The following is a 24700-nucleotide window of genomic DNA, read 5'->3' as shown; positions in this document are numbered from 1 at the left end:
GGAATGGAGACGCGAAGCAGCTTGTGTGCAAAAGAGGAAAGCATCTGGGAGCGGAATTATGTTCTTCTATTCATATCCAAAGCAGTGAAGCTATTCGGCGATAATTTCGCCAGCATGGCGATGCCATGGCTCATGTTCAAGCTCGGGGGAGACGCATCGAATAGTTTGCTATTGTATGCAGCGAATTTGATTCCGGTTGTTTTTCTCGGCTTTCTCGTCAGCCCGCTCATAAAAGGCGGTAACTTGAAGTACTGGATGTTCGCCTCCGACGGGGTCAGGGCGCTTGTCGTACTTGTTATACCCGCGCTGAGTTTGTACATGGGAACGATTCCGCTCTGGGTGTTTTACGGTGCGGCCTTCGTCCAATCTGCTTGCGGTTCCGTCTACAATCCCGCTGCGACAGCTTTACTGCCCAGCATTGTGGCGAAAGCGCATCTGCAAAAAGGCAACGCCTTGCTGGAGTCCTCCGGGCAAATAATGCGGCTGGCCGCACTCACGCTATCCGGAGCGATCCTTACACTTGCCTCGCCGGCTGCCGCACTCACGGTAACCGCCGGGATCTTCCTTTGCTCCGGCGTTATCGTGCTCGGTATTCGGCAGCCTCAGCTGGGCGGGAGTCCGTGCAACGATGTGCCGCAAACTCCGGATCATGGCGGTCCGGCTAAATCATACTGGCAGCAAATCCGTGAAGGATTCAGCCTCGTTTGCCAACATCGAGTGATCTTCGGCATTACGATATTTTGTATTTTTCTCAATGCTGGCATCGTCCCTTGGGATAGTCTTCTATCGTACCTGGTGTACACGCAATCGGACGGGAATGCGCTAACGCTGACACTTGTTCGTGCGGCAGGCATGATAGGCGCGTTTGTGGTCGGGCTGCTGTTGGCCCGCATGTCCATTGTGCGCCAAGGCGCGCTTTTCATTGTGTCAGGTATCCTTGCCGGTATGGCATTGGTCTTTGCAGGGTGTTATCCATCCGTGTGGAGCTTAATCATTTGCGCTTTTGTATTCGGTATGAGTGTAACGGCTATTAACATTCCTGAATTAGTCATCATTCAAACTTCCGTTACTGCCGACAAGCATGCTCTCGTTTTCAGTGTGATCAGCGCGCTTGGCTTGGTCTGTGTGCCGGTAGCGACAATGTTCATCAGCTTGTTGACAGGGTTGTTTTCGATCGGAGCCCTCATCGCCGCAGGCGGCTTGCTGATGGTCATCAGCGGTGTAATCGTAGCGTTCGCTACGCCGCTTAAGACATTCAAAAGCCCCGGATATTTAATCCACCCTGCGGCATATGCGGAACGAGGCGGGGCATAGTAATGATGGATAAGATTAGCAACAATGATCATGATGTATGGGGGGAAGAACGTGAACACGTTTCAAGAACAATTAAAGCGATATGCTGCACTTGCTGTAGAAATCGGCGTGAACGTGCAGGCTGGGCAAAAGCTGGTCATTTTTGCCCCGCTGATTGCGGCGCAATTCGTGCGCTGCGTGGTCAAGCGGGCCTATGAAATCGGCGCGAAAGAAGTTTACGTCGAGTGGTCCGACGATGAAGTCACACGCTTGAAGTTTGAACTGGCGCCGTTTGAGACCTTTCTGGAATATCCGATGTGGCGGGCCAAAGGTTACGAGGAGCTGGCCAAGGAACATGCAGCTTTTTTATATGTGGTGGCGAATAACCCCGATTTGCTAAACGGAATTGAACCGAGCCGCATCCAGCAATCGAGCAAAACCAACAACGCCGCTTTGCGGAATTTGACCAGTGCTCGCTTAAAAAATCAAGTAAGCTGGTCCATCGTCACTGTTCCGTCTCCAGCATGGGCGGATAAAGTGTTCCCCACGCTGCCGGAAGCGGAGCGGGTTCAAGCTTTATGGAACGCGATCTTCCAGGCAACACGCGTCGAACAAGAGGATCCGGTGCAGGCCTGGAAAGAGCATTCCAGCACGCTGGAGGCGAAGGCAAAGCATTTGAACGAGCGCAAATACAGCGCGCTTCATTACCGATCGGCCGGCACGGATATTACGGTCCAGCTTCCGCCGGAACATGTGTGGGTTGCCGCCAGCATGCAAAATGCGCAAGGCGCCTCGTTTATCGCGAATTTGCCGACCGAGGAAGTGTTCACATCCCCGTTAAAAACAGGGGTGAACGGCACCGTCACCAGCACGAAGCCGCTTAGCTACAACGGCAACTTGATTGAGAACTTCAAGCTTACGTTGAAAGATGGAAAAATCGTCGACTATACGGCGGAAAAAGGGTACGAGGTGCTGAAAAGTCTTGTTGAGATGGATGAAGGCTCGCACTATTTTGGGGAAGTTGCGCTCGTGCCTCATCGTTCGCCGATTTCCGATACGAATCTAATTTTCTACAATACATTGTTTGATGAAAATGCGTCTTGTCACTTTGCCATAGGCCGTGCATTTCCTTTTTGCTTGCAGGGCGGAAATGCCATGAGCCAGGAAGAATTGCAGGCTAGCGGGCTGAATGACAGCTTGACTCATGTAGATTTTATGATGGGATCGGCTGACATGGACATAGACGGCATCTTAGCCAATGGTGACGTGGAGCCGCTGTTCCGCAAAGGGAACTGGGCTTAGGCGTCAGACACATTGTAAAAGCCAGCTTGGCGGAGCTGGCTTTTTTCGCTGCGTGCACGTGCCGCGCGCGGAAATGTGCTGTCTGAGCACACCTCGTGCTGGCACTTCAAAAGTTATGTGCTCAGCCAGCAACTTGAGTTATGTTTATGTAATATTATATAACTCAAAACAAAGGTCGATCAATAAAAACAAAAATTATGTTATATATATTGACATGGTTTACTGAGTTATTTAAGATAAATGTGTAAGGTACATGTCATCTGAGATACCGATGGAGTAGTTTTGCATGAATTTCGCTTTGACACCGAAGTTCTGAATGCTGCGAAGTCGGTATTTTTGCGTACCAAATGAACTGGGGAGGTTGTTCTATGATTTTGAAGAAGACAGCTCTATGTATCTCAGCATCTGTGCTTGCCTTAAGTATGTTGGCGGGCTGCGGAAACGGAACGAGTACAAGTACAAGCACGAGCATAAGTACAACTGCAAGTTCAGCTCCAGAGTCGGCTAAGCCGAGTGCAAGCGCCAAGACTGTCATCAAGATTGCCACTCAGTCCCCGCTGTCAGGCGGCAGTGCTGTTCAAGGAGAAGCGATCAAGCTCGGTGCACAGATGTCGTTGGATGACCGCAAGGTGGAATTTGAAAAGCTGGGATTCGACCTGCAGCTTGTCCCCTATGACGACCAAGCGGATCCTAAGAAGGGCGTAGCGAACGCCGAAATTATTAGTGCGGATCCTGCAATTCTTGGCATTGTCGGCCATATGAACTCCGGAGTTGCAATTCCTTCTTCCGTCGTCTATGAGAAAAATAATATCGTTATGGTTTCCCCTTCCAATACCGCTACAGAGGTAACAGACCGGAATCTAAAGGCCGTGAACCGCATTGTGGCCAGGGACGACTTCCAGGGTCCTGCGGCTGCTGATTATGCCGTACATACAGTGAAGGCCAAAAATATTTTTGTCATCCAAGATAAAACAGCTTACGGCCAAGGGCTTGCCGATGCATTTAAAGAGGCTGCAGCCAAACAGGGTGCCAATATTGTCGGCTACGAAGGCATTACTGTCGGCGAGAAAGATTTCAATGGCGTGCTCAACATTGCCCTTAGCAAGAAACCAGATTTCGTATTCTTTGGCGGCTTATACGCTGAAGGCGGACTTCTCATTAAGCAAGCTCGCGATAAGGGGATTATAGTTCCTTTTATGGGAGCGGATGGTTGGGACTCGCAAGGGTTAGTGGATGTTGCCGGGGATAAAGTGAAAGATGCCCTGTATGCGTCGATTTCTACGGATATTACTAAAACGCCGGATGGCCAGAAATGGGCCGATCAGTATAAAACTAAGTTCGGCAAGGCACCAGACGGCTATTCGGCTTACGCTTATGACTGCATGACGATCATCCTGAACGCCATCAAAACGGCCAGCAGCGCTAACGGCGGCAAGGCGCCGACTCGCGAACAGGTTCGTGATGCGGTCCGTGCTACGAAAGATTTTCAAGGCGTCGCTACGAAAGTGTCCTTTGATGGCAAAGGGGATAATACATACGCGAAAGTGTTTATATACAAATTTGAAGGCCCGAAATATCCGGGTGCGATGATTTCTGAAGTAGGGAAGTAAGCTTCATCGTATTTACTTATGCAGGGAAGAGGTAGGGTCAGCTGAAGACTTACCTCTATCCCTTGTATCCACTGCGAAAGGAGCAGCTTCATGATGCTGAACATCCTGCACTCATTCCCGCAAGTTTTTATTGACGGTCTTGCTTTAGGAGCGATTTATGCGGTTGTTGCTTTGGGCTACACGATGGTATACGGGATTCTGGAATTGATCAATTTTGCGCATGGTGAAATTTTTATGACGGGGGCGTTCATCGGCACAGCTGTCCTGTTTGTTTTTCAATCAACTGGCTGGCTCGGCGAAATGCCGGGATGGCTGGCGTATGCGCTGATTTTAGCAATTGCCATGCTGTGTACGGGACTTCTCGGCGTGGGGATTGAACGAATCGCATACAGACCGCTCCGCAAAGCGCCGAAGTTGATTTCACTCATTTCCGCAATCGGCGTTTCTTTCGTGCTCCAAGATCTCGTACGTTTTATTTCCGAATTGAAGACGGGCAATTATATCATTAGCGGCACGACGTTATTTGATAAAAACATGCAGCTCAGCACTTCCTCCCTTAGTTCATGGCTGGGGGATGCCTCTTTAAAGACGAATACACTCATCATTATTATCGTGGCTGTTCTACTCATGATCGGCTTGGATTATTTTGTTCATCGCACAAAATGGGGAGTCGCTATGCGTGCGGTCGCACAGGACCGGGACACGGCCTCATTAATGTCCATCAATGTGAATAAAGTGATCATTGTGACCTTTTTTGTCGGTTCGGCATTAGGCGGCGCTACTGGGGTGTTGTTTGCGCAGCAGTACGGCACAATCGATCCATATATCGGTTACCTTTTAGGGTTGAAAGCGTTCACGGCAGCTGTGCTTGGCGGCATCGGCAATATACGGGGCGCGATGTTCGGCGGACTGTTAATCGGGATGCTTGAAATGTTTGCATCTTCCAATCTTGGAATGTTGACAAATGGTAGCTTCGGTTCCGAGTACAAAGATGTGTTTGCTTTTATGATTCTCATTGTTGTATTGATCTTTAAGCCCGAGGGTCTGTTTGGCAGAGCCGTCAAAGAGAAAGTGTAGGTGACTCATGCTGGATAAAATGAAATGGAGTCTGGCGGGCAGCTGGAAAAGTCAGGGTTTAGTTCTGCTGCTGCTTGTCACGGTGACTGCGCTTAGTGTATATATGATGGCCAAATCGGTAGCGGCCTTTTTATTGTTGCTGGCCTCCTTGCTGTTACTCTATTACACTTCTTTTTCCAATAAAATGAAATGGACGCTCGGCAGTATTCTCTTGCTGATCATCATTCCGTTAGCCTCGTCCGGTGGACCTGCTTATGAATCGTACATGGAAGTGGCCACACAAAGCGGTATCTATATTGCAATGGCCCTCGGACTTAATATTGTCGTTGGATTTGCAGGCTTGTTGGATCTGGGGTTCGTCGCTTTTTTTGCAATTGGCGCTTATACGTACGGGATATTTTCGACGACTCAGGCGAAGCACTTCCTATCGGGCGATTTTATCCCTTTTTCTGGTTCTGCGTTCTGGTTCTTTATCTTGGCAGGCGGCTTTATGGCAGCATTGTTTGGCGTCCTCCTGGGCCTGCCGGTTCTAAGGGTGAAGGGGGATTATCTGGCAATTGTCACACTGGGTTTCGGTGAAGTAATTCGGATCGTTTTCAACAACCTGGAGAAACCGGTGAACATTACGAACGGTGCCAAGGGCATCTCTTCAATCAAGCCGCCAGATTTGTTCGGCTATGCTTTTACGCATCCGCATCAATTTTATTATATCGTAATCGGCATTTTGATCCTCATTATCTATAGCGTGAGAAAGTTTGAACATTCCCGGATAGGTCGTTCGTGGAAAGCTGTGCGGGAAAATGAAATTGCTGCGCAGGCGATGGGGGTTCCCTTGATGCGCACGAAGCTGACCGCTTTTGCCGTTGGGGCATCTTTCTCGGGCATTATGGGCGTGGTCTTCGCCGCTAAAATGACTTTCATTGACCCATCGAGCTTTACACTGCTGGAATCGATTACGATTTTAGTCATGGTCGTTCTAGGCGGAATGGGGAGCGTGCCTGGCGTCATCCTTGGCGCTGCACTCATTACCATCCTTAATCTTCAGGTGCTTACCGAATTTACGAACTGGTTAAATCAGTTGACTTTACAAGGCGTTATCCACTTTCCGCTTACGCTATCTCCTTCAAAAATGCAGCGGTTCATTTTCGGAGCCATTCTTATCCTTATTGCCGTCTTTAAACCGAACGGTTTAATTGCAGTTAAGAACCGCAAAGTGAGTGAAGAAAGTCTAAGAAACCGTATGGCAACGGCTGCGAGGGAGCAAGTTAAACTGTAAAGTTGGAGGGGATTTGCGATGGCTGTTCTGCGTGTAAGGAACTTGGTGAAGCGGTTTGGTGGCTTGGTGGCGGTGAATGGCGTTCATCATGAGTTTCAAAAGGGAAAAATAAGTGCTGTGATCGGTCCGAACGGAGCCGGCAAGACCACTTTTTTCAATATGATTACGGGTATTTATACCCCTGATGAGGGAGAAATCGAATTGGAAGACCAATCGATCGTCAATGTGAAGCCGGACAGGATTGCAGGCAAAGGCGTCGCTCGTACTTTTCAAAATATTAGGCTGTTCGGCAATATGACGGTACTAGAGAACGTAATGGTCGGTATGCATACTCATCTGCAAGGTGGATTATTGAGCTCGCTTCTCGGGCTTGCTGGCGTTCGTCGCGAGGAGCAAACAGCTATGGAAGATGCCTACCAACTGCTGCATGATCTGGGCCTGGAAGCTCATCTAAATGAAAATGCGAACAATCTGTCGTACGGAGCACAAAGACGTTTGGAAATCGCCCGAGCACTGGCGGTCAAGCCGAAAATCCTTCTGCTGGATGAACCGGCTTGTGGGATGAATCCCCGTGAAACGCTTGAACTCACCGGGATTATTCGCCGCATCCGACAGGAACTGGATATGACTATCATTTTGATTGAGCACGATATGAAGCTGGTGATGGAAATTTCCGATCATATCCTTGTATTGGACCATGGGGAGAAGATTGCTGAAGGTACGCCGGCGATGATCCGCAGCAACCCTCGCGTGATTGAAGCTTATTTGGGCAAAGGCGCACGAAGACAAGAGGTGGCTTTATGAATATGCTGCAAATGCAAGACGTTCATGCCTATTATGGCGGCATTCAAGCATTAAAAGGTGTGTCCCTGCACGTTGCCGATGGGGAGATCGTCACACTGATTGGCAGTAACGGAGCCGGTAAATCTACGACGCTGAAATCCATCTGCGGTCAAGTGAAAACAACCGGCTCGATTTTGCTGGATGGATGCAGCATTGCGAATCGGCTTCCGCATCAAACGGCGTTGGATGGTGTTGCCCATGTTCCCGAAGGGCGGCGAATATTTCCAAAGCTAACGGTGAAGGAGAACCTGGAAATGGGCGCTTTTTCGGTAAAAAGCAAAAAAATTATTCAAGAGCGAATGGAGCAGTCCTTTGTTTATTTTCCTCGCTTGAAAGAGCGTCTTCATCAGGCGGGGGGCACGATGAGCGGGGGGGAGCAACAAATGCTGGCTATCGCCCGGGCGCTGATGATGCAGCCGCGAATTTTGCTGCTCGATGAGCCGTCCATGGGATTGGCGCCGGTGATCGTCGATCAGATCTTTGAAATCATTCAAGCGTTGAACCGCCAAGGGATGACGATTCTGCTCGTCGAACAAAACGCATATCAAGCGCTGCAAATTGCCGATCGCGGTTATGTCATGCAAACCGGAGAGGTCACCATGGAGGATGATGCGCAGAACTTATTAGTCAATGATCGGGTAAAGGAGGCCTATTTGGCAGGGTAAGTTGCTGTGAGGGATTGAGTGTGGTCGTTGCAGTTAGGTGTAGAAGCCTAGCAAGCTCAAGAGGTCAGACGGGCACACCGGCTGATCTTCTTGTTTTCTATCAAAAGACCAGGATCATGCTTGCAAAACGTCTTCTCTTGTTGTAAGTTTAATATTACATCGGTAGAATTCCAACTTCATAGAAAGGTGTGACTCTATCACTATGCGAAAAATCAGTTTGATCGATGATGGAGTAAATCATCCCGTTGTTATTGTTTGGGGTGTGAAGGAGACGGCAGGTATGAACCCACATGCTGAAGCAGAAATCAATGTTCGCCTTGTCACCTCGCCTAGGAGCAATATGATTACGATGCAAGTCTCGTCCAGGTCCAAGGAGGAGAGCAAAACAAGAAAGTTCGAAGTTAATTTTCCGGATATCGACAACAACCAGGAGCTGGACGCTATCACAAATGGCAGTCATCTTTTCTTTCTACCCGTGAAAGAGCCTGAAAACTTTAATAGCCCCATTGGGGTGGATCTTCATTCGATCGTTCGCAGACATGGGGGATTATTGTACGAGGCAGATACATCCATTCGAGATTTACTAAGGGCGATCCTAATGTCCAAATAGTCGTATGTATGAAACAGCAGCTTGCTTCCAAGCGGCTGTTTTTTTATTTCCTGGGTAATGAATGGGGGCGTGCGGAACCAAATAGATTTCTGTTACAGTCTCTTAAGTTTTGCTAATATAGAAGAAATACTGGGAAATTGAGAAAAGAAGCGAGGATTTTTCTGTGGGAAATTATAGCAATCCGGAAGCAGGCATCAAGATTGGCGTTGTCGGTCCTGGTGAAATGGTCACCAGAATTGTAAAAAACATGAAGCGATTTCCGACGCTCGAGCCGATCACCAGGATATCCAAACACGAAACAGAAACGCCGGCTTTGGCGGACGCCCTTAAACATGAAGTGGAGGTTTTGCTGCTGTGCGGTCCTGTACCATACCGTAAAGTGCTGGAGCGAGTGGAGTCTGCGGTCCCCGTCCATTATGTTCATTATAACGAAACCGGTTTATATAAGGCTTTTTACAATATTCAGAAAAAGTTGGGGAATGGGTATAGAAACGCCATTAGTGTAGATACGATCACATCGGTTATGGTGAAGCGTTTTCTGGAGGAGTTGGATGATCAAGCTCTGCAAGTGTTGTGCTATGAGGGCGCTAGCAACCCGACAAGAGAGCAACTGCTGGCTTTTCATCAAGACTGCTTCATGCAGGGGATGACGGCGGGCGCGCTGACAGGCATCCGTTCGATATCTGTCGAACTGGAGGAGCGGGGCATCCCAAACGAATGGATCACGCCGACGGATCAAGACATCGTCGTTGCTCTGGAGCGGGCTTTGCTGTCGACGAATGCGCGAAAGAGTAAGGAGTCGCAGATTGTTGTGGGGCTCATCCAGGTGGACGGTTTCGGGAAAATTGTTGATCGTCAGAGCTCAGAGCATGACATTCAGAAGCTTAAGCTTGATATTCACCGCATGCTGCTGGATCATGTAGATGCATTCAGAGGCCATTTGACCCATCTTGGCGGGGATGAATATTTGTTTTTTACGACCAGAGGGATTTTCGAGCAGGAAACGGGTGGTTACAAAAGATTGCCCCTGGCTGCGGAGCTGCATAAATCGTATCAGCTCACACTGAGCATCGGTATCGGATTCGGGCGAACCGCGAATGAAGCGGGGACGCATGCCAGAGCGGCACTGCGCAGGGCCAAAGAAGCACAAGGCAACTCCTGCTTTATTGTCAGGGAAGACGGCGGGATTATCGGGCCTTTAGAGATGACTGATGCGCTAGTGCAAGATTGGGCGCTCGTCAATCCGGACGTGATTCAGCAGGCGGAGGGCGCCAATATGACTTCGTCTTACTTGAGTAAACTGCTTGTCGCCTATGCGCGAACCGGCAGGAACGAATTCAACGTGCAGGAGCTGGCTTCGCTGCTGAACATTACCGTACGCAGCACGCATCGTTTGCTGCTGGAATGGTCGGATGCGGGACTAGCCGAAGCGAGTACGATGGAAAAAATGCCAAAGGGACGGCCACGACAACGGTATCGGTTTCCGTTTTTGGAGGGGTAGCGCCGATGGGGCGCGAAAGCGGGGCTAGCAAAGCGAGTTTTTTGCTTTGCGAGATCTCCCGCGCATCCTTCCCAGCCCGCACGACTTCCCGCCTATTTAAAGACACTTTAAAGACTTGTCTTTAAATAACCTTCTCTCTACAATGAAAGTATCCCAAGGGAATGGAGAGGAGAACGGCATGAAAAACACTCAAGCTTTGGAAGAACAATTGGCTCAGCCATCACCTGCATTAATTCAGGATATCGCTGCTTTGGAAGGGGATATTCTGCTGCTGGGCATCGGCGGCAAAATGGGACCGAGCTTAGCCAGATTAGCCAAACATGCAATTCGCGCAGCAGGTGTCAACAAGCGTGTGATTGGCGCTTCGCGCTTTTCAACGCCAGGCTTGCGGGAGGAGCTTGAGGCTGATGGCGTCGAGACCATTTCCGTCGATTTGCTTAATGACGAGCAGCTTCAACAATTGCCGGAAGTGAAGAACGTACTTTACATGGCGGGCAATAAATTTGGAACGGTGGGCAATGAACATTTTACATGGGCGATGAATGCCTACCTGCCGGGCCGCGTTGCCGAAAAGTTTAAACATTCAAACATCGTCGTTTTCTCCACAGGTAACGTGTATCCGTTTACACCAGTCACGCTTGGTGGCGCCACGGAGCAAATACCGCCTTCACCGATTGGCGAATACGGTCAATCCTGCCTTGGACGCGAACGGATCTTTGAGCATTTTGCCCATAAAAATAAAACGCCAATGACCATATACCGGTTGAACTATGCGATTGACTTGCGTTACGGTGTGCTGCTGGAGGTAGCGAAATCCGTTAAAGAAGGCCGTCCGGTCGACCTCACCATGGGCAATTTTAACTGCATTTGGCAAGGCGACGCCAACGAAATGGCGATACGTTCGCTGAACGTCTGCAGCAATCCGCCGACAGTGGTCAATATCACAGGGCCGGAAACGATTTCGCTGCGTTGGGTAGCGGGGGTATTTGCCCAGAAATTCGGTGTCGAGCCTACTTTTAAAGGCGAAGAATCGACGAATGCATTGCTCAGCAACGCTTCCAAATCGTTCCAACTCTTTGGATACCCTCGGACTTCGCTAAAGCAAATGATCGATTGGACGGCGGAATGGTGCTTGGCGGACGGGCAGACGTGGAATAAACCGACCCATTTTCAGGAACGAGAGGGGAAATATTAAGCGAATGAGCGCAATCAGACCTTTAAGTTCAGCCAAACGCCAAGCCCTGCACGACGGGCTGGTGATTCCCGCTCATCCGCTCGCATTGAATGCGGAGCGGCAGTTGGATGAGCGGCGTCAAAGGGCGTTAACACGTTACTACATGGCGGCAGGGGCTGGCGGCATTGCAGTCGGCGTGCATACGACCCAGTTTGAGATCAGAGAACCGAAGCATCGTTTATTCGAAAAAGTGTTGCAACTGGCGTCTGAAGAGGTGAACAACGCGCAGCTAACGCGTCCCTTCCTGCAAGTTGCCGGCATATGCGGGCCGACGGACCAGGCCGTCTACGAAGCGCAAACGGCGGTAGAGCTCGGCTATGATCTTGGGTTGGTCAGCTTGGGCGGGCTTCAGAGCTGGACGGAGCGTGAACTGCTCCAGCGGGTCGAGCGCATCGCCGACATTATGCCTGTCTTCGGGTTTTATTTGCAGCCATCCGTCGGCGGCCGAGTATTGTCCTACGATTTCTGGAAAGCTTTTGCGGACATTCCCGGCGTGACGGCAATCAAGATGGCACCATTCAATCGCTATCAAACCATCGATGTCGTCCGGGCTGTCTGCCATTCCGCACGGCGTGATGACATCGCCTTGTATACAGGCAATGACGATAACATTGTCAATGATTTGCTGACGACGTACCGCTTCGATGTTGAAGGTACACGGGTCGAGAAGAAGATCGTTGGCGGTTTGCTGGGGCATTGGGCGGTATGGACGCATAAAGCGGTTGAGCTTTTGGAGGCAATCAAGCTTGTGCGCAATGAGCAGCGTGTGGATGCTGAATGGCTGTCCCGCAATATCGAAGTTACCGACACGAATGCGGCGTTTTTTGATGCGGCGAACGGTTTCGCAGGCTGCATAGCAGGGATTCATGAAGTGCTGCGAAGACAAGGGCTTCTGGAAGGCCGATGGTGCTTGAACCCTGAGGAGGACTTGTCACGTGGTCAAATGGAAGAGATCCATCGCATCTATCAGAACTATCCGCATTTGCATGATGACGCGTTTATAAAGAAGCATCTAATCGAGTGGCTGTCATAAAATGGAACTTGCGGAGTCTTTCAGCAATCGCTCTACCACAAACAAGCCGTCCACGCTAAAGGGCGGCTTTTTGCTTTCACGATTTGAAGTATTTGCCAATTGGACTTATGATAATAAGGTTAAAAGCGAACACGAACATGTTCGTTGATGGGAGGGACGCTGGATGGAAAAAGCTTGGAACAGTACCGCAGATTCATTGTATGCCGAGGTGACCGGCACGCTGCGCGCTGCCGGTTGCGTCTTTGCCGAAGAGGAGGCACAACTGCTCCTCCCTGCAGCCGGTTCGCCGACTGAGCTGGCGAACATGGTGGCCGAGCGGGCGGCGGGGATGCCCCTCGAATATGTGCTCGGCTGGGCGGAGTTTTGCGGCCGGCGCATGGTTGTGGAGCGGGGCGTCTTCATCCCTCGACGCCGCACGGAATTCCTCGCCAGCCTGGCCATTGGGCTGGCCCGCCAATCCGCAAGCCCTGTCGTGCTCGACCTCTGCTGCGGGTCCGGCGCGATCGGCGCTGCCATGGCTGCGGCTGTAGCGGGCATTCAGCTGCACGCCGCTGATGTCGATCCAGCCGCCGTGCGCTGTGCCCGGCGCAATATCGCAACAAGCGGTCGCGTCTATGAAGGCGACCTGTACGAGCCGCTGCCGGTGTCCCTGCAAGGGCAGGTCGACGTGCTCATCGCCAACGCGCCTTACGTGCCGACGGGCGGCATCGCCCGGCTGCCGCAGGAGGCACGCATGCATGAGGCTCGGGTGGCGCTCGACGGCGGAGCGGACGGCCTAGACATCCATCGCCGAGTGGCGGCGGCAGCGCCGGGGTGGCTGGTCCTGGGCGGGCGCCTGCTGGTTGAGGTCAGCGAGGGGCAGGCGGCGCAGACCGCAGCGATCTTCATGCGCGAAGGGCTGGGCGCTCAAGTGGTCAGCGCTGAGGAGCTGGACGCGACGGTTGTCATCGGCACGAAGCTGTAGAACGAACAAGCGGTCCGACGAAGGTAGGTGACACCTTCGCCGGACCGCTTGTTCGTTATTCGATTCGGAATCGCTGCAGCTTCTGCTGCATGTCCTCGGCAATTTCCCTTAGCACTTTGACTTTGTCACTGGCGTCGTCGAAGGAGCGTTTTTGCTCTACCGTCGAAGCCGTAATCTCCTCGCTGCCGGCCGCAGATTGCTGCGTAATCGCGCTAATGCTTGTGATCGCCTGCTGTACATGGATGCACAGGTCTTGGGCTTCTTGCATTTCCGACGTGAGGGAGGTCAGTTGGCTGGCAATTTGTTGGACTTTGAAGTTGATATCTTCAAACGATTGGCCAGACGATGCAGCCGCAGTCTCCTGATCCTGAAACAGCCGCATGCTCTGGCCTACGGAAGCTTTCACTTTGTCCATCGCTGTTGTAATGCCGCCTACCGCTGTGTGAATTTGCTTGACGGCCGTCACGGATTGCTCAGCGAGCTTCTTCACTTCACCGGCAACAACGGCAAAACCTTTGCCGGCTTCACCTGCTCGGGCTGCCTCGATGGAGGCATTCAAGGATAACAAATTCGTCTGATTGGCGATTTCTGCCACCATTTTTGTCATTAGTGTAATTTGCGCCGCATTCGCTTCCAGTTCCTGCACCGTCTGTTCGACGATGGACATCGCCTTGCGGTTGTCGGCGACAACGCGCAGCTGTTCGACCATCGCTTGTCCGCCAAGTTCAATGGCCTTCTTGGCCTCTTCGCCATACTCGGACGATAGGGCGGTCTTGACCAAGTTCATCTCGAACTTTTCGTACATCGTATCGACCAAGGTGACGGTCGTGCTTGCGTCTTCGGCAATTTTTTGGCTGCCGATCGACATTTCTTCCGTGGCTCTGGCGACTTGGAGGACAATCTCCTGCATCGTGTCATTGTTCCGGTCGATATCTTTGGCCATATCGTCTACACGCCAGCCAGCCTGGTTAACGTCACGGACGATACTGCGCAGGTTGCCGATCATCAGCTGAAATGAGCCGTTCAGCTCGTTCAGCTCATCGCGTCCCTTCGAGCTCGCAAGTTCAATGGTCAAGTCGCCTTCCGCAATCTGTCCGGCTGCTGTGCTCAACAGGCGAATCCGTTTCACCAGACTGCGAGCTGCCAGTGTATTGAACGTACCTACAGCAACGAACAGCAAAATGCCGCCGGCCAGCGCCAACTGCCAAGTGAAGCGAATCTTTTGGCTCAACGCTTGCGTATAGGCGTCATAACGTTCCTTGGACAATTGGTTGAACATGTAAATATCATTCTGAATCCCAAGTGTACGAATGGATTGACGCTTGGCCTCAGGGCTGTTTTGTTTATTGACAGCTTCCGTCGTCGCTGCCGCCAGCTCCTTGTATTTGTCCCCGATGCTCGTGATTAGCTTCTTTTGACCATCGGTCAAATTAGCGGCTGATAAAACAGCCAGCAGCTTCTCAATATCTTGGAGATCGGTGAGCACTTCCGCTTTATTGCTTTCCGTCATGGAAAATGAATAATTATTCAAAGATTGGCTCGTTTGAATCACGCTGCCTTTAAGCTCCTGAATGTTTGTTAAAACAGGGACCAAATCTTGATTCTGCGCATTCATGCTCAATAATTGCGTAATGATGTAGGCGACCAAAATCAGGCACGCCACCAATGAAATCATCGCGTTGAGCACTAATTTGCCTTGCAATTTCATCTACATATTCCTCCTTGGCTGCATTTATGGGGTTGCAATCGTAATGGAGCCGGATGCGAGCTTCTGCTTCTGTTCGTCAAAAATTTTCTGCTGCTCCGGCGTCAACGAGACGACACGGACTGGGGCTATGCCGACGCCCTGCTCCTTCAGGCCGAACACCATGTGCTGCTGAGGAAAATGGTTTTTATTATCCACAAAAGTTTTCACTGCGGAGTTGAGCGCGACATCGACATTTTTCATCATCGACGTAATGACCGCCTTTTCGGCAATGAAAAATTGATCCGTGTCGACGCCGATCGCATACTTGCCGTGCTTAGCCGCCTCCTGCAGCGCCCCGACTCCGGTAAACCCGGCTGCTGCGTAGATAACGTCGACCTTATCTTGGTCCATCATCGAGTCGGCCAATTGTGTGCCCAGATCCGCTTTGCCGAAATCGCCGGCATAGACGGCCTTGATGGTCGCTTGCGGATTAGCAGCTTTAACGCCTTGTTCGAATCCGTTCTGGAATTTATGGATAATCGGCGCATCGACGCCACCAAGAAAGCCAAGATGATTGCTTTGGGTCGTAAGACCTGCAACGACACCTGCCAGGAAACTGCCTTCTTCTTCTTTAAAAGTAATCGAAGCGACATTCGGCAAATCCGATTGCTCGTCGATAATGACGAACTGCTTGTCAGGATGCTGTTTCGCCGCTTTTTCCAAGCTGTCCTTGACCATAAAGCCCAAGCCGACAATCAGATCGCAGTCTTCTTGCAGCAATTGCTCAAATCCGACGTCATACGTTTTCGTTTGCGCAAGCTCCTTATAATCGAAAATAACGCCGAGTTCATCTCGGGATTTTATCAGCCCATGAAAAGCGGCATCACTGAAGGATTGGTCGCCAAGTCCGACATCCGACAGCATGATGCCAATCTTTGTTTGGCTTTTTTGCTCGGTTGCAGCATGTGGCGTGCATCCGCTGACCAGCATCATAAGTGCCAATAATAACGGGCAAGCCCGCAGCCATTTTTGAAGTTGCGGCTTCATTTTTGTCTCCACCTCTATATATTGTTGTAAAAAGTACCTTTTCTATATCGGTAGTCGAGTCCCCGAATTATACTGGTAATATATACCTAGTGGTGTTGAAAAATGCAACACTTTATTTATGAATAATGTTTGCCGGGGTGTTTTGGGTATGTTATCCTATTTTATATAGGCATCGTGTGCTTAACTAACCGTTTGGAGTGCTAATTATGGGATCATCCATCACAATGTTCATCACGCTTATGGCCACTTCAGGCGTGTTTACTACTTTTTTATGCGTCTATGCTTTTTTGAAAAGATCCGAGGTGCCCGGAGCGCGCACGTTTATTTTATATACAGCCGCTCAGGCGGTTTATATTTTTGCCGTTGCTTTTGAAATGGCGAGCAGCTCGCTTGCGCAGATCAAATATTGGACAATTATTGAATATTTGGGCATCTCGACAGCGCCTGCCCTCGGCTTGGTCTTGGTTATGCAGTATTTGGGAAAGAACGTTTCACACAAAGTGATTGCCGCTTTATTTACGATTCCGTGCATCACGATGATCTTGCTGACAACGAATGATTATCATCATTTATTTTATAAATCAATGACTTTTCGCGAGGATGTGCCCTTGACCCGGATCGTCATCGGGCAGTGGTATATCGTTCAAGGGTCTTTTACGTTTGGCTGCATGCTGGCCGCCATGGTTCTGCTAATCCGCAAATGGGAACAAACGAAGAGGAACTACCGGCCGCAGTTGACGACGCTTATTGTTGGGCAGTTTTTGCCGATGGCTGGCGCTTTCATTTATTTGATGGGCTTGACTCCGTATGGCATTGATCCGGTTCCGATCGTGCTGTGTGTGACATCTGCGATGTATATCTGGGCTATGGTATCGACTCGGATGCTGACGATTGTTCCGATTGCTAAGGAAAGAATTTTCGAGAGCATGAGGGAGGGGGCGATTGTCCTCGATTCCGCCGAACGGCTGATTGATCTTAACGATGCGGTTGCACGCATGATTCCTGGCTTAACGGCAGGAATGATCGGACTGACGCTGGATGAGGCATGGCGGCAGTTAACCGGCAGCGGCTTTCCGGAAACCGTCGGCAGCTTGCTTATGCTGATCGATGTGACGGAGCCAAGGCGGCTGCAGAATCAGCTGACCCAGTTGGCGTTCTACGACGGCATGACCAAGCTGCTCAACCGCACCGCCTTCATTCACCGCAGCAAAGTTTTATTGGAAGAGGCGCGTTACGGTCAGACGGCCATTGCTTTTGTTTTATTTGATATTGATTATTTCAAACGCATCAATGACACTTATGGGCATGACGTGGGCGATCGCGCCATCGTGCACGTCGTATCGATCGTCCGCAAGCTGATCGAGCCGGATGTGCGCTTCGCCAGGTACGGCGGGGAGGAGTTTGTCCTCGCGCTGCCGGCGTATACGCTGGAGCTGGCAGGCGAGCTGGCGGAAGCGATTCGCACGGCGCTGGAGGCTGAGCCGATGGATATCGGTCATGGCTCCATTGTCATTACTGCAAGCTTCGGAGCCTCCGAATTCAGGGATATCGAAGATACTTTGGAGTCGCTGCTGCGCGATGCGGATACGGCCCTGTATCGCGCCAAGCGGGGAGGGCGCAACCTGGTCCAGCTTCATGTTTAACAAAAGAGAGCCTTCCTTGCGCCAATGACGCAGGATGCTCTCTTTTTTGGTATGTCTATAAAACCATGCCGCCGTTGACACGGAGGGTCTGTCCGGTGATCCACTGCGATTCCTGGCCTGCCAAGAACAGGACGACTTTGGAAATGTCATCAGGCTCACCCAAGCGCCCGAAAGCGTTCATATTCGCCATACCCTGAATCTGCTCAGGCGTTTTGCCAACGGTAAACAGTTCCGTATTTACCGGTCCCGGTGCAATTGTATTAATGGTGATGCCTCGCGGGCTGAACTCTTTGGCTAATTGCCGGCTGATCTGCTCTACAGCGCCTTTGGTGCCTGCATATACACTATAGGCTGGCAGCATCAATCCGGCTACGGAAGTGGAGAAGTTGATAATGCGGCCTTTATCGCTCATATGTTTCATGGCTTGCTGTACAACAGCATTGCTTTGCTGTTATGCCAGTCTACTGCTCTGCTGTTATACTGCTGCACTTCAGCACTTCAGCACTTCTGCACTTCTGTGTCGAGTGCTTATTATGCCGTTGCGCTCCCCTAAGCTTGAAACATTTTCTTCACGAGCTCGCGATTCCGCTCTTTGAACACGGCATTGTGCGAGGACACCATGCCGTATCCCTCCGCAGTAGGCTGGATATATTGCTTCGCTTTATTCACCGCGTTGGCTGCGTCCTGAAAAGCGCCGGCAATAAGGTTCACTTTGCCTTCGTAAAAAAGGATGTCGCCGGCGGCGTACAAGCCCTCGACGGAGGACTCGCTGCGCGCGTTCCCGGCGATGTAATAATTTTTGGCAATCTCAATGGTGAGATCGCTATTATGAAGCAGCGACGTGTCCTGCTCGTAGCCGTGGTTAATGATCACGTCGTCGATGGCGAGGTGGGATACTTCCCCGGTCTCATGGTTCGTCAACTCGACGCGCTCGATAGAACTGGAATCGCCCCCGGCAATGAGCTTGGTAATCGAAGTGTTAAAACATGTAACCACCGAGCTATTCATCAGCTGTTTCGCCTGCGCCTCATGCCCTGTAAGCTGGTCTTTGCGGTAGGTGAGGTACACACGCTTAGCCACAGGCTCCAATTCATTCGCCCAGTCGATGGCAGAATTGCCGCCGCCAGAGATGATGACCGTTTTTCCTTTGAAGCGCTCCAGCGACTTGACCGTGTAATTCAAATTGGACACTTCGTACCGCTCAGCGCCCTCAATCTGCAGCTTCTTCGGATTGAGAATGCCGGAGCCGACGGCAACGATTACCGTTTTGGAATAGTGGTGCACGCCGGAGGCGGTGCGAAGGACAAAAAGGCCATCTTCATTGCGGCTGATCGCCTCCACTTTTTCATTCAATACAACTTCAGGATTAAACGTGAGCCCTTGCTCAACAAGCTGCGGGATCAGCTTAGCCCCGGGAATCGGTGTATGGCCGCCGACGTCCCAGATCATCTTTTCCGGGTAGACGTGAATTTTTCCGCCTAGCTGCGGCTGATATTCAATAATTTTCGTTTTCATTTCCCGAAGTCCACTATAAAAAGCCGAATAAAGGCCGGCAGGTCCGCCACCAATTACAGTCACATCAAACAGTTCCGTATGTTCCAAGCGATCTTCACCCCTTACATTTAACTGAGATTGAGAATCATTATTAATAAAATATACCGAACATTCTCCTGTTTGACAATCAAAAAATCATTTGACAAACGTTAATTTGCTGCATTATTGTTAACACTGACCGCAAATGATAATCATTATCAATAAATTACATAGGCAAAGGAGCAATCGACTATGAAAAGAAAATGGCTACCCATCCTGCTGGGACTGATGCTGGCGACTACCGCTTGCAGCAGCCAAACGGCGCTGACAGCGGATTCACCCAAGCCTGAAAGTTCGGATCAAACCGAGGCGAAATCCGGAACGGTCACTTATCTATCTGAAAATGGGCCGATTCAAGTGCCTGCCAACCCGCAGCGTGTCATCGTGCTTTCAGCGTACGCCGGAAGCGTGATGGCCTTGAATGTAAAGCTTGTAGGCGTCGATTCCTGGTCAAAAATGAATCCGCGATTCGAGTCTGCCTTGAAAAACGTGCAGGAAGTTTCGGATGAAAGCTTGGAAAAAATAATCGAGCTGAAGCCGGACCTGATCATCGGGCTTGCTGACCTTAAAAATATCGACAAGCTCAAGCAAATCGCTCCGACCATTACCTACACGTACAATAAAGTCGATTATTTGACGCAGTTTATCGAAATCGGTAAGGCGCTCAATAAAGAGAAAGAGGCCAAGGCGTGGGTCGACGACTTCAAAAAACGTGCGCAGAAAGCCGGCGAAGATATCAAAGCGAAAATCGGAGCGGATAAAACCGTTTCGGTCATCGAAAGCTTTGATAAGCAGCTCTATGTATACGGCAATAACTGGGGACGGGGAACGGAGATTTTGTATCAGGAAATGAAACTGCCGATGCCGGAAAAGGTGAAGGAAATGGCGCTCAAGGACGGCTATTACGCTCTATCGTTGGAGGTGCTTCCGAAGTTTGCCGGTGACTACCTCATTTTCAGCAAAAACCCGGATGCCGACAATTCTTTCCAGCAAAGCGATACGTACAAAAATATGCCAGCGGTGAAAAATAACCATCTCTTTGAAGTCAATGCTAAAGAGTTTTATTTTAACGATCCGTTGACGTTGGATTATCAGTTGCAAACATTTGAGAAAGATTTCCTGGGTAAATAACATGGAGGCATCAAAGACGGGAAGAAAAATACCATTCGTGTATACATGCATAGCCGGTTGTATTCTGTTCATCGGGGTAGTGGCCGTTTCTATGATCTTGGGTGCCGCAAGCACATCGGTTCACGATGTGTGGATGGCGTTGACATCGCGCTCGGCAAGCGGCAATACGATCACGATGATCCGCGAGATCCGGATGCCGCGCGAGGTTGCAGGCATTTTCGTCGGGGCGGCTCTGGCCGTATCCGGAGCCATCATGCAGGGGATGACGCGAAATCCGCTAGCTGATCCCGGATTACTCGGATTGACCGCCGGGGCCAATGCCGCGCTTGCTTGCACGATCGCATTCATGCCGAGGACGAATTATTTTGGCATCATGGTCGCCTGCTTCATTGGCGCTGCGCTTGGGGCCGCACTGGTGTTTGGCATGGGCGCAATGCGCAAAGGCGGCTTCTCGCCGCTGCGCATCGTGCTGGCCGGGTCGGCTGTATCGGCTTTTTTATACGCGGTCTCCGAAGGCGTTGGCTTGTATTTTAAAATTTCCAAAGACGTGACCATGTGGACGGCAGGCGGGATGATCGGTACGACCTGGGGGCAAGTCCTTGCGATCGGTCCCGTCATTGCGGCCGCAATCGTGGTCGCGCTGTTGTTTTCCAAGCCGCTCACCGTCTTGAGTCTTAGCGAGGAAGTCGCAACCAGCTTAGGCCAGCGTACGATGTTCGTCAAAGTTGTACTGTTCATCGTGACGATTCTGCTCGCAGGAGCATCCGTCGCGCTAGTCGGCAACATGGCTTTCATCGGACTGCTGATTCCGCATATCGTTCGTGCGGTTGTCGGCATCGATTACCGCTTTATTTTGCCGATGTCGGCGGTTCTTGGCGCTGTGTTCATGCTTTTAGCAGATTTGCTGGCTCGAACGCTCAATGCGCCTTATGAGACGCCGGTCATTGCGATTGTCGCGATGCTGGGATTGCCGTTCTTTCTTTTCATTGAACGCAAGGGAAGGAGCGCATTCACATGATTCAACCGGCCATTATCCGCAGGCAGCGCATGCTGCTTGCGCTTCTGTTTACACTCATTTTGATCACAATTATTATCGGGATGGGGCTTGGTTATGCTTCGCTGTCCTATAACCGCCTTCTGCCGACGTTGTTCGGTCAGGGCACGTTCAAGGAGCATTTTGTGCTGTTTACCGTGAGGCTGCCCCGCATTATGATCACGCTGCTGGCAGGGATGGCGCTGGCTTTGTCCGGCTCGATTCTGCAGGGGGTAACACGCAACGATTTGGCTGATCCAGGCATTATCGGAATTAATTCCGGGGCCGGTCTGGCCATTGCTGTTTTTTTCCTGTACGTTCCGATTGAAGTGTCATCGTTTGCCTTAGTCATTCCGCTCGTCGGGTTCGCCGGGGCAATTGTGACCGCCTTTCTGATTTATGTGCTGGCCTACAGCCGTAAAACAGGGTTGCAGCCTGTGAGACTTGTGCTGATCGGCGTCGGCTTTTCGATGGCTTTATCTGGCATCATGATCGTTGTCATCTCTTCGGCGGAACGGAGCAAGGTCGATTTCATCGCCAAATGGCTCGCCGGCAACATCTGGGGGACGGACTGGCCGTTTATTTATGCGATGCTGCCGTGGCTGATCGTGCTGATCCCATTCGTGCTGTATAAAGCACGGCTCCTGAACTTGCTCGGCCTGAGCGATTCAGCGGCAATCGGCGTCGGCGTTTCGCTGGAGCGAGAGCGCAGGACGTTCCTGATCACGGCGGTCGCGCTGGCCGCCTCGGCGGTGTCAGTGACCGGAGGCATCGCTTTCATCGGCTTGATGGCGCCGCATATAGCCAAAGCGCTGGTAGGCCCGCGCAATCAGCTCTTTTTGCCGTTGGCGACTTTGCTGGGGGGATGGCTGCTGCTGCTCGCGGACACGATCGGCCGCAACATGGTGGATCCTGACGGCATTGCGGCCGGCATCATGGTTGCTTTGATCGGGGCGCCATATTTCATGTATTTATTGTTGAAAAAATAACGGCCGATGTGCCCGCTTGCTGGCTGCTTTTTGCTCTGGCTAGGCCGCTCTTCATATGCTTCTTGACAAATAGGAAGCTTTACAGTGAAATAAAGGTTAGGCTATGTACAACTTTACAAGGTGCAGGCAATCAGGAGGAGAAAGATGTCACGCAAGTGGGAACGAATGGTCAGTAAAAATACGAAAAAAGCGAACACGCTCAGAACGAAGCAGGGCAAAACCCTGATCTCGGAAGGGGACAAGCCGCTTGTGTTTAAAGGCCGCAGTCTGCTGCTGCCGTTATTGTTTATCATTATCTTCGTGTTTCTGCTGGCTACATACACGCAGGCGGATCAAAGCGGAACCTACGTGTTCACGATTATCGCTTATTTAGCAGTGGCGCTGCTGATGTTCTTTGCACGCAGACCGTTTTTGAAAATCGGCAAAACTACGCTCGCTAAGCGAGGATACTCCAGAGAGCTGACCCTCGAGGCGGCGAACATTAAGCAAATTGTTTATAAAACGGGTGTCATTTCGATTGAGCTGGATAACAAAACCCGCTGGGTTTACTCCAAACGCATGAACCTGTTCGACGTTGCCGCAATCGCTGAGCCTTTGAAGCGTTTTGCCGAGACGAATAAAGTACATTTTGAAGATCAAACCCAGCAGGGGTGAACAAGATGAAGGCGTCCAGACCGCTTCAAGCGGCTTGGGCGCCTTTGTTTGTTTTTTGACGGCTTGCAGCATACATTATAGCGATCATGATTTGTAAACCAATTGATCTTTTCCACGCTTGAAAGTAACTCGTTTGGATGCAAGCGGTACGCAGAATAAATGAGGAGGAAGAAGCAAATGGCAAAACGAAAATCAACTCCGTCAAAAGTAAGGAAAAATCCACCGGCAGCTGTGCCACGGGATCAAGTTAGTGCGAAAGCAGCGCTCGAGGGTGCTAAGATTTCAAGTTTGGAAAAACGTAGTGAAGGGGCCTCTGGCGCCTACAGCAACAGCGCGATCGCAATGATGCCGCCTGGGCAGTCAGTTCCCATTTCAAAGCACGAACAAGCTCTCGGCGTAAAAATTGCGAGAGCGATGCTGGCTGGCCCACGACACATCACCAAAGATGCAACAGTTGCAGAAATGGGGGCAGACGGCAGATTGACCATTCTGCGTCAAGGCACCAACCATTGGATCTGCTTTCCTGGTGATGAGAATCAGATCGGCAATCCTCCTATGTGCGCTGACCCCATGGGCCTGCAATGGATGATGGACAACTTGACCCAGAAGCCGAGGCCAACGAATGCAGCACCGGGCATCATCTATATGCTGTGCGGTGCCACGCAGCATAGCAACACGGATCCGTTCGATAGAACGAGCCCGGCGATCCCGATTGGCCCGCATTGGATGATACTTTGGCCTTTCAACGCCAAGCAGTGTGGACTTCCAAATACTGTTAGAGATGCGGGGGCTTGGGTGATGTTCGATGGCACGCCATACGCCTATCTGCACATCTGCGGTTCACCATGGGTGGGCAATGTATACGATGAGAAAAACCCTGGTGATCAGGTTCCGATCTGGACTATGGAATATGGGCCGCGCTCAGAGCTGTAATGCATGGGGATACCGGTGGGGGTACGGGTGCAGGGCTGGAGCTAGCTGATCTTGCGGGTTTAGCGATGTATTTCGGCGCTAAACGAGGCGTGGCGGCTGCACGTGCGGAGTTAGCGCTGAAAAACGCGCTAACCGCTTGCGCATGCGACTGTGATGGCAGTCGCCGCGGGTTTAGCGATGTTTTTCGGCGCTAAACGAGGCGCGGTGACTGCGCGTGCGGAGTTAGCGTCACAAAACGCGCTTAACCGCTGGCGCATGCACCAGAGCAAGCTCCCCCAAACCCGCTCTAATCCGAAAAAACCCAATTGCAGCGCTTGCCGGCGTGGTTATTCTTACTGCAGTCCGAGTTTGCCGGACTACTGCGGGCTTTTCGGTTCACCCAAGCCGAAAAGCCCGCTGCAATTGGGTAAAAACGGGCTACAGCAACTCGGTCGCGCCCGCCCCTTCATGCAATTGGGCAAAACCTGACTACAGCGCGCCCAGATGGCTGCCCCGCCCGCGCCGCGCAAAGTTTGCGTTGTAAGCGCCAACGGCTGCTCCATGTAAGGGTTGTTTTTTCCCCCACTTCCCCTGATTGGATCT

At 51.1% G+C, this 24700-nt stretch carries 21 protein-coding genes and 1 pseudogene; 18 read left to right on the top strand and 4 right to left on the bottom strand.

The annotated features are described in order from the left end of the window. Positions 1 to 21 precede the first annotated feature (21 nt). The 12 genes from O9139_RS32830 (at position 22) to O9139_RS32775 (ending at position 13408) form a co-directional block, all read left to right on the top strand. Positions 22 to 1314, top strand: a complete 1293-nt coding sequence (locus O9139_RS32830) for an MFS transporter (protein WP_270885953.1) — start codon at positions 22 to 24, stop codon at positions 1312 to 1314. A gap of 51 nt (positions 1315 to 1365) precedes the next feature. Further along, positions 1366 to 2595: an aminopeptidase gene (locus O9139_RS32825; RefSeq protein ID WP_270885952.1), complete on the top strand. Its 1230-nt coding sequence runs from the start codon at positions 1366 to 1368 to the stop codon at positions 2593 to 2595. Positions 2596 to 2963: 368 nt separating this feature from the next. After that, on the top strand, positions 2964 to 4205 hold the full coding sequence (locus O9139_RS32820) for a branched-chain amino acid ABC transporter substrate-binding protein (RefSeq protein WP_270885951.1): 1242 nt from the start codon (positions 2964 to 2966) through the stop codon (positions 4203 to 4205). A gap of 90 nt (positions 4206 to 4295) precedes the next feature. Continuing rightward, positions 4296 to 5282 carry a branched-chain amino acid ABC transporter permease gene (locus O9139_RS32815; protein WP_270885950.1) on the top strand — a complete coding sequence of 329 codons (987 nt, stop codon included), beginning with the start codon at positions 4296 to 4298 and terminating at the stop codon, positions 5280 to 5282. A 19-nt stretch (positions 5283 to 5301) separates the two neighbouring features. Further along, positions 5302 to 6558, top strand: a complete 1257-nt coding sequence (locus O9139_RS32810; protein ID WP_377524283.1) for a branched-chain amino acid ABC transporter permease — start codon at positions 5302 to 5304, stop codon at positions 6556 to 6558. Between the two features lie 18 nt (positions 6559 to 6576). Further along, a complete protein-coding gene (locus O9139_RS32805; protein WP_270885948.1) occupies positions 6577 to 7362 on the top strand; it encodes an ABC transporter ATP-binding protein in 786 nt (261 codons plus the stop codon). Next, complete coding sequence (locus O9139_RS32800) at positions 7359 to 8066, top strand: ABC transporter ATP-binding protein (protein ID WP_270885947.1); 708 nt, start codon at positions 7359 to 7361, stop codon at positions 8064 to 8066. Before O9139_RS32805 ends, O9139_RS32800 begins: the two co-directional genes overlap by 4 nt. Before the next feature lie 202 nt (positions 8067 to 8268). Then, complete coding sequence (locus O9139_RS32795; RefSeq protein ID WP_270885946.1) at positions 8269 to 8676, top strand: hypothetical protein; 408 nt, start codon at positions 8269 to 8271, stop codon at positions 8674 to 8676. A 163-nt stretch (positions 8677 to 8839) separates the two neighbouring features. Continuing rightward, positions 8840 to 10177, top strand: a complete 1338-nt coding sequence (locus tag O9139_RS32790; RefSeq protein ID WP_270885945.1) for a GTP cyclohydrolase IIa — start codon at positions 8840 to 8842, stop codon at positions 10175 to 10177. 178 nt (positions 10178 to 10355) lie between these two features. Then, on the top strand, positions 10356 to 11372 hold the full coding sequence (locus O9139_RS32785; RefSeq protein WP_270885944.1) for an NAD-dependent epimerase/dehydratase family protein: 1017 nt from the start codon (positions 10356 to 10358) through the stop codon (positions 11370 to 11372). Positions 11373 to 11376: 4 nt separating this feature from the next. After that, positions 11377 to 12444 (top strand): dihydrodipicolinate synthase family protein, encoded by a 1068-nt coding sequence (locus tag O9139_RS32780; protein ID WP_270885943.1) that lies wholly within the window; start codon positions 11377 to 11379, stop codon positions 12442 to 12444. Between the two features lie 163 nt (positions 12445 to 12607). Beyond that, a complete protein-coding gene (locus tag O9139_RS32775; protein WP_270885942.1) occupies positions 12608 to 13408 on the top strand; it encodes a putative protein N(5)-glutamine methyltransferase in 801 nt (266 codons plus the stop codon). 55 nt (positions 13409 to 13463) lie between these two features. On the opposite strand, the gene O9139_RS32770 is transcribed toward O9139_RS32775, so the two are convergent. Both O9139_RS32770 and O9139_RS32765 read right to left on the bottom strand, forming a co-directional pair. Then, positions 13464 to 15116, bottom strand: a complete 1653-nt coding sequence (locus tag O9139_RS32770) for a methyl-accepting chemotaxis protein (protein WP_270885941.1) — start codon at positions 15114 to 15116, stop codon at positions 13464 to 13466. Positions 15117 to 15140: 24 nt separating this feature from the next. Further along, positions 15141 to 16142 (bottom strand): BMP family lipoprotein, encoded by a 1002-nt coding sequence (locus tag O9139_RS32765; RefSeq protein WP_377523851.1) that lies wholly within the window; start codon positions 16140 to 16142, stop codon positions 15141 to 15143. 206 nt (positions 16143 to 16348) lie between these two features. Here O9139_RS32765 and O9139_RS32760 point away from each other — a divergent pair, with 206 nt between their 5' ends. Further along, entirely contained in the window at positions 16349 to 17785 is a 1437-nt protein-coding gene (locus tag O9139_RS32760) for a histidine kinase N-terminal 7TM domain-containing diguanylate cyclase (RefSeq protein WP_270885940.1), read from the top strand. Positions 17786 to 17840: 55 nt separating this feature from the next. On the opposite strand, the pseudogene O9139_RS32755 reads toward O9139_RS32760, so the two are convergent. Together O9139_RS32755 and O9139_RS32750 are read right to left on the bottom strand one after the other, a co-directional pair. After that, positions 17841 to 18215: pseudogene (locus O9139_RS32755) on the bottom strand (SDR family oxidoreductase); the annotation flags it as partial. 119 nt (positions 18216 to 18334) lie between these two features. Then, positions 18335 to 19387, bottom strand: coding sequence for an NAD(P)/FAD-dependent oxidoreductase (locus O9139_RS32750; RefSeq protein WP_270885939.1), 1053 nt, complete (start codon positions 19385 to 19387; stop codon positions 18335 to 18337). A gap of 183 nt (positions 19388 to 19570) precedes the next feature. Here O9139_RS32750 and O9139_RS32745 point away from each other — a divergent pair, with 183 nt between their 5' ends. The 5 genes from O9139_RS32745 to O9139_RS32725 all read left to right on the top strand — a co-directional run bounded on the left by O9139_RS32745 (position 19571) and on the right by O9139_RS32725 (position 24118). Further along, positions 19571 to 20509 (top strand): iron-hydroxamate ABC transporter substrate-binding protein, encoded by a 939-nt coding sequence (locus O9139_RS32745; RefSeq protein ID WP_270885938.1) that lies wholly within the window; start codon positions 19571 to 19573, stop codon positions 20507 to 20509. A gap of 1 nt (position 20510) precedes the next feature. Beyond that, positions 20511 to 21527 carry a FecCD family ABC transporter permease gene (locus O9139_RS32740; protein ID WP_270885937.1) on the top strand — a complete coding sequence of 339 codons (1017 nt, stop codon included), beginning with the start codon at positions 20511 to 20513 and terminating at the stop codon, positions 21525 to 21527. Then, the gene (locus O9139_RS32735) at positions 21524 to 22531 is read left to right on the top strand and encodes a FecCD family ABC transporter permease (RefSeq protein WP_270885936.1); all 1008 of its coding nucleotides are present in this window, start codon (positions 21524 to 21526) and stop codon (positions 22529 to 22531) included. Before O9139_RS32740 ends, O9139_RS32735 begins: the two co-directional genes overlap by 4 nt. Positions 22532 to 22675: 144 nt before the next feature. Further along, positions 22676 to 23185, top strand: a complete 510-nt coding sequence (locus O9139_RS32730; RefSeq protein WP_270885935.1) for a hypothetical protein — start codon at positions 22676 to 22678, stop codon at positions 23183 to 23185. Positions 23186 to 23362: 177 nt separating this feature from the next. Then, the gene (locus O9139_RS32725; protein ID WP_270885934.1) at positions 23363 to 24118 is read left to right on the top strand and encodes a hypothetical protein; all 756 of its coding nucleotides are present in this window, start codon (positions 23363 to 23365) and stop codon (positions 24116 to 24118) included. Positions 24119 to 24700 lie beyond the last annotated feature (582 nt).

The sequence above is a fragment of the Paenibacillus aestuarii genome (assembly GCF_027789125.1).
Classification (GTDB): Bacteria; Bacillota; Bacilli; order Paenibacillales; family NBRC-103111; genus Paenibacillus_E; species Paenibacillus_E aestuarii.
This window is presented reverse-complemented; position numbering and strand designations above follow the sequence as displayed.

What these genes read in the sequence shown, in the direction of transcription:
- O9139_RS32820 (WP_270885951.1), top strand. Translation starts at nt 2,964, where the DNA reads ATGATTTTGAAGAAGACAGCTCTATGTATCTCAGCATCTGTGCTTGCC.
- O9139_RS32815 (WP_270885950.1), top strand. Translation starts at nt 4,296, where the DNA reads ATGATGCTGAACATCCTGCACTCATTCCCGCAAGTTTTTATTGACGGT.
- O9139_RS32810 (WP_377524283.1), top strand. Translation starts at nt 5,302, where the DNA reads ATGAAATGGAGTCTGGCGGGCAGCTGGAAAAGTCAGGGTTTAGTTCTG.
- O9139_RS32805 (WP_270885948.1), top strand. Translation starts at nt 6,577, where the DNA reads ATGGCTGTTCTGCGTGTAAGGAACTTGGTGAAGCGGTTTGGTGGCTTG.
- O9139_RS32800 (WP_270885947.1), top strand. Translation starts at nt 7,359, where the DNA reads ATGAATATGCTGCAAATGCAAGACGTTCATGCCTATTATGGCGGCATT.
- O9139_RS32795 (WP_270885946.1), top strand. Translation starts at nt 8,269, where the DNA reads ATGCGAAAAATCAGTTTGATCGATGATGGAGTAAATCATCCCGTTGTT.
- O9139_RS32785 (WP_270885944.1), top strand. Translation starts at nt 10,356, where the DNA reads ATGAAAAACACTCAAGCTTTGGAAGAACAATTGGCTCAGCCATCACCT.
- O9139_RS32780 (WP_270885943.1), top strand. Translation starts at nt 11,377, where the DNA reads ATGAGCGCAATCAGACCTTTAAGTTCAGCCAAACGCCAAGCCCTGCAC.
- O9139_RS32775 (WP_270885942.1), top strand. Translation starts at nt 12,608, where the DNA reads ATGGAAAAAGCTTGGAACAGTACCGCAGATTCATTGTATGCCGAGGTG.
- O9139_RS32770 (WP_270885941.1), bottom strand. Translation starts at nt 15,116, where the DNA reads ATGAAATTGCAAGGCAAATTAGTGCTCAACGCGATGATTTCATTGGTG.
- O9139_RS32765 (WP_377523851.1), bottom strand. Translation starts at nt 16,142, where the DNA reads ATGAAGCCGCAACTTCAAAAATGGCTGCGGGCTTGCCCGTTATTATTG.
- O9139_RS32760 (WP_270885940.1), top strand. Translation starts at nt 16,349, where the DNA reads ATGGGATCATCCATCACAATGTTCATCACGCTTATGGCCACTTCAGGC.
- O9139_RS32745 (WP_270885938.1), top strand. Translation starts at nt 19,571, where the DNA reads ATGAAAAGAAAATGGCTACCCATCCTGCTGGGACTGATGCTGGCGACT.
- O9139_RS32740 (WP_270885937.1), top strand. Translation starts at nt 20,511, where the DNA reads ATGGAGGCATCAAAGACGGGAAGAAAAATACCATTCGTGTATACATGC.
- O9139_RS32735 (WP_270885936.1), top strand. Translation starts at nt 21,524, where the DNA reads ATGATTCAACCGGCCATTATCCGCAGGCAGCGCATGCTGCTTGCGCTT.
- O9139_RS32730 (WP_270885935.1), top strand. Translation starts at nt 22,676, where the DNA reads ATGTCACGCAAGTGGGAACGAATGGTCAGTAAAAATACGAAAAAAGCG.
- O9139_RS32725 (WP_270885934.1), top strand. Translation starts at nt 23,363, where the DNA reads ATGGCAAAACGAAAATCAACTCCGTCAAAAGTAAGGAAAAATCCACCG.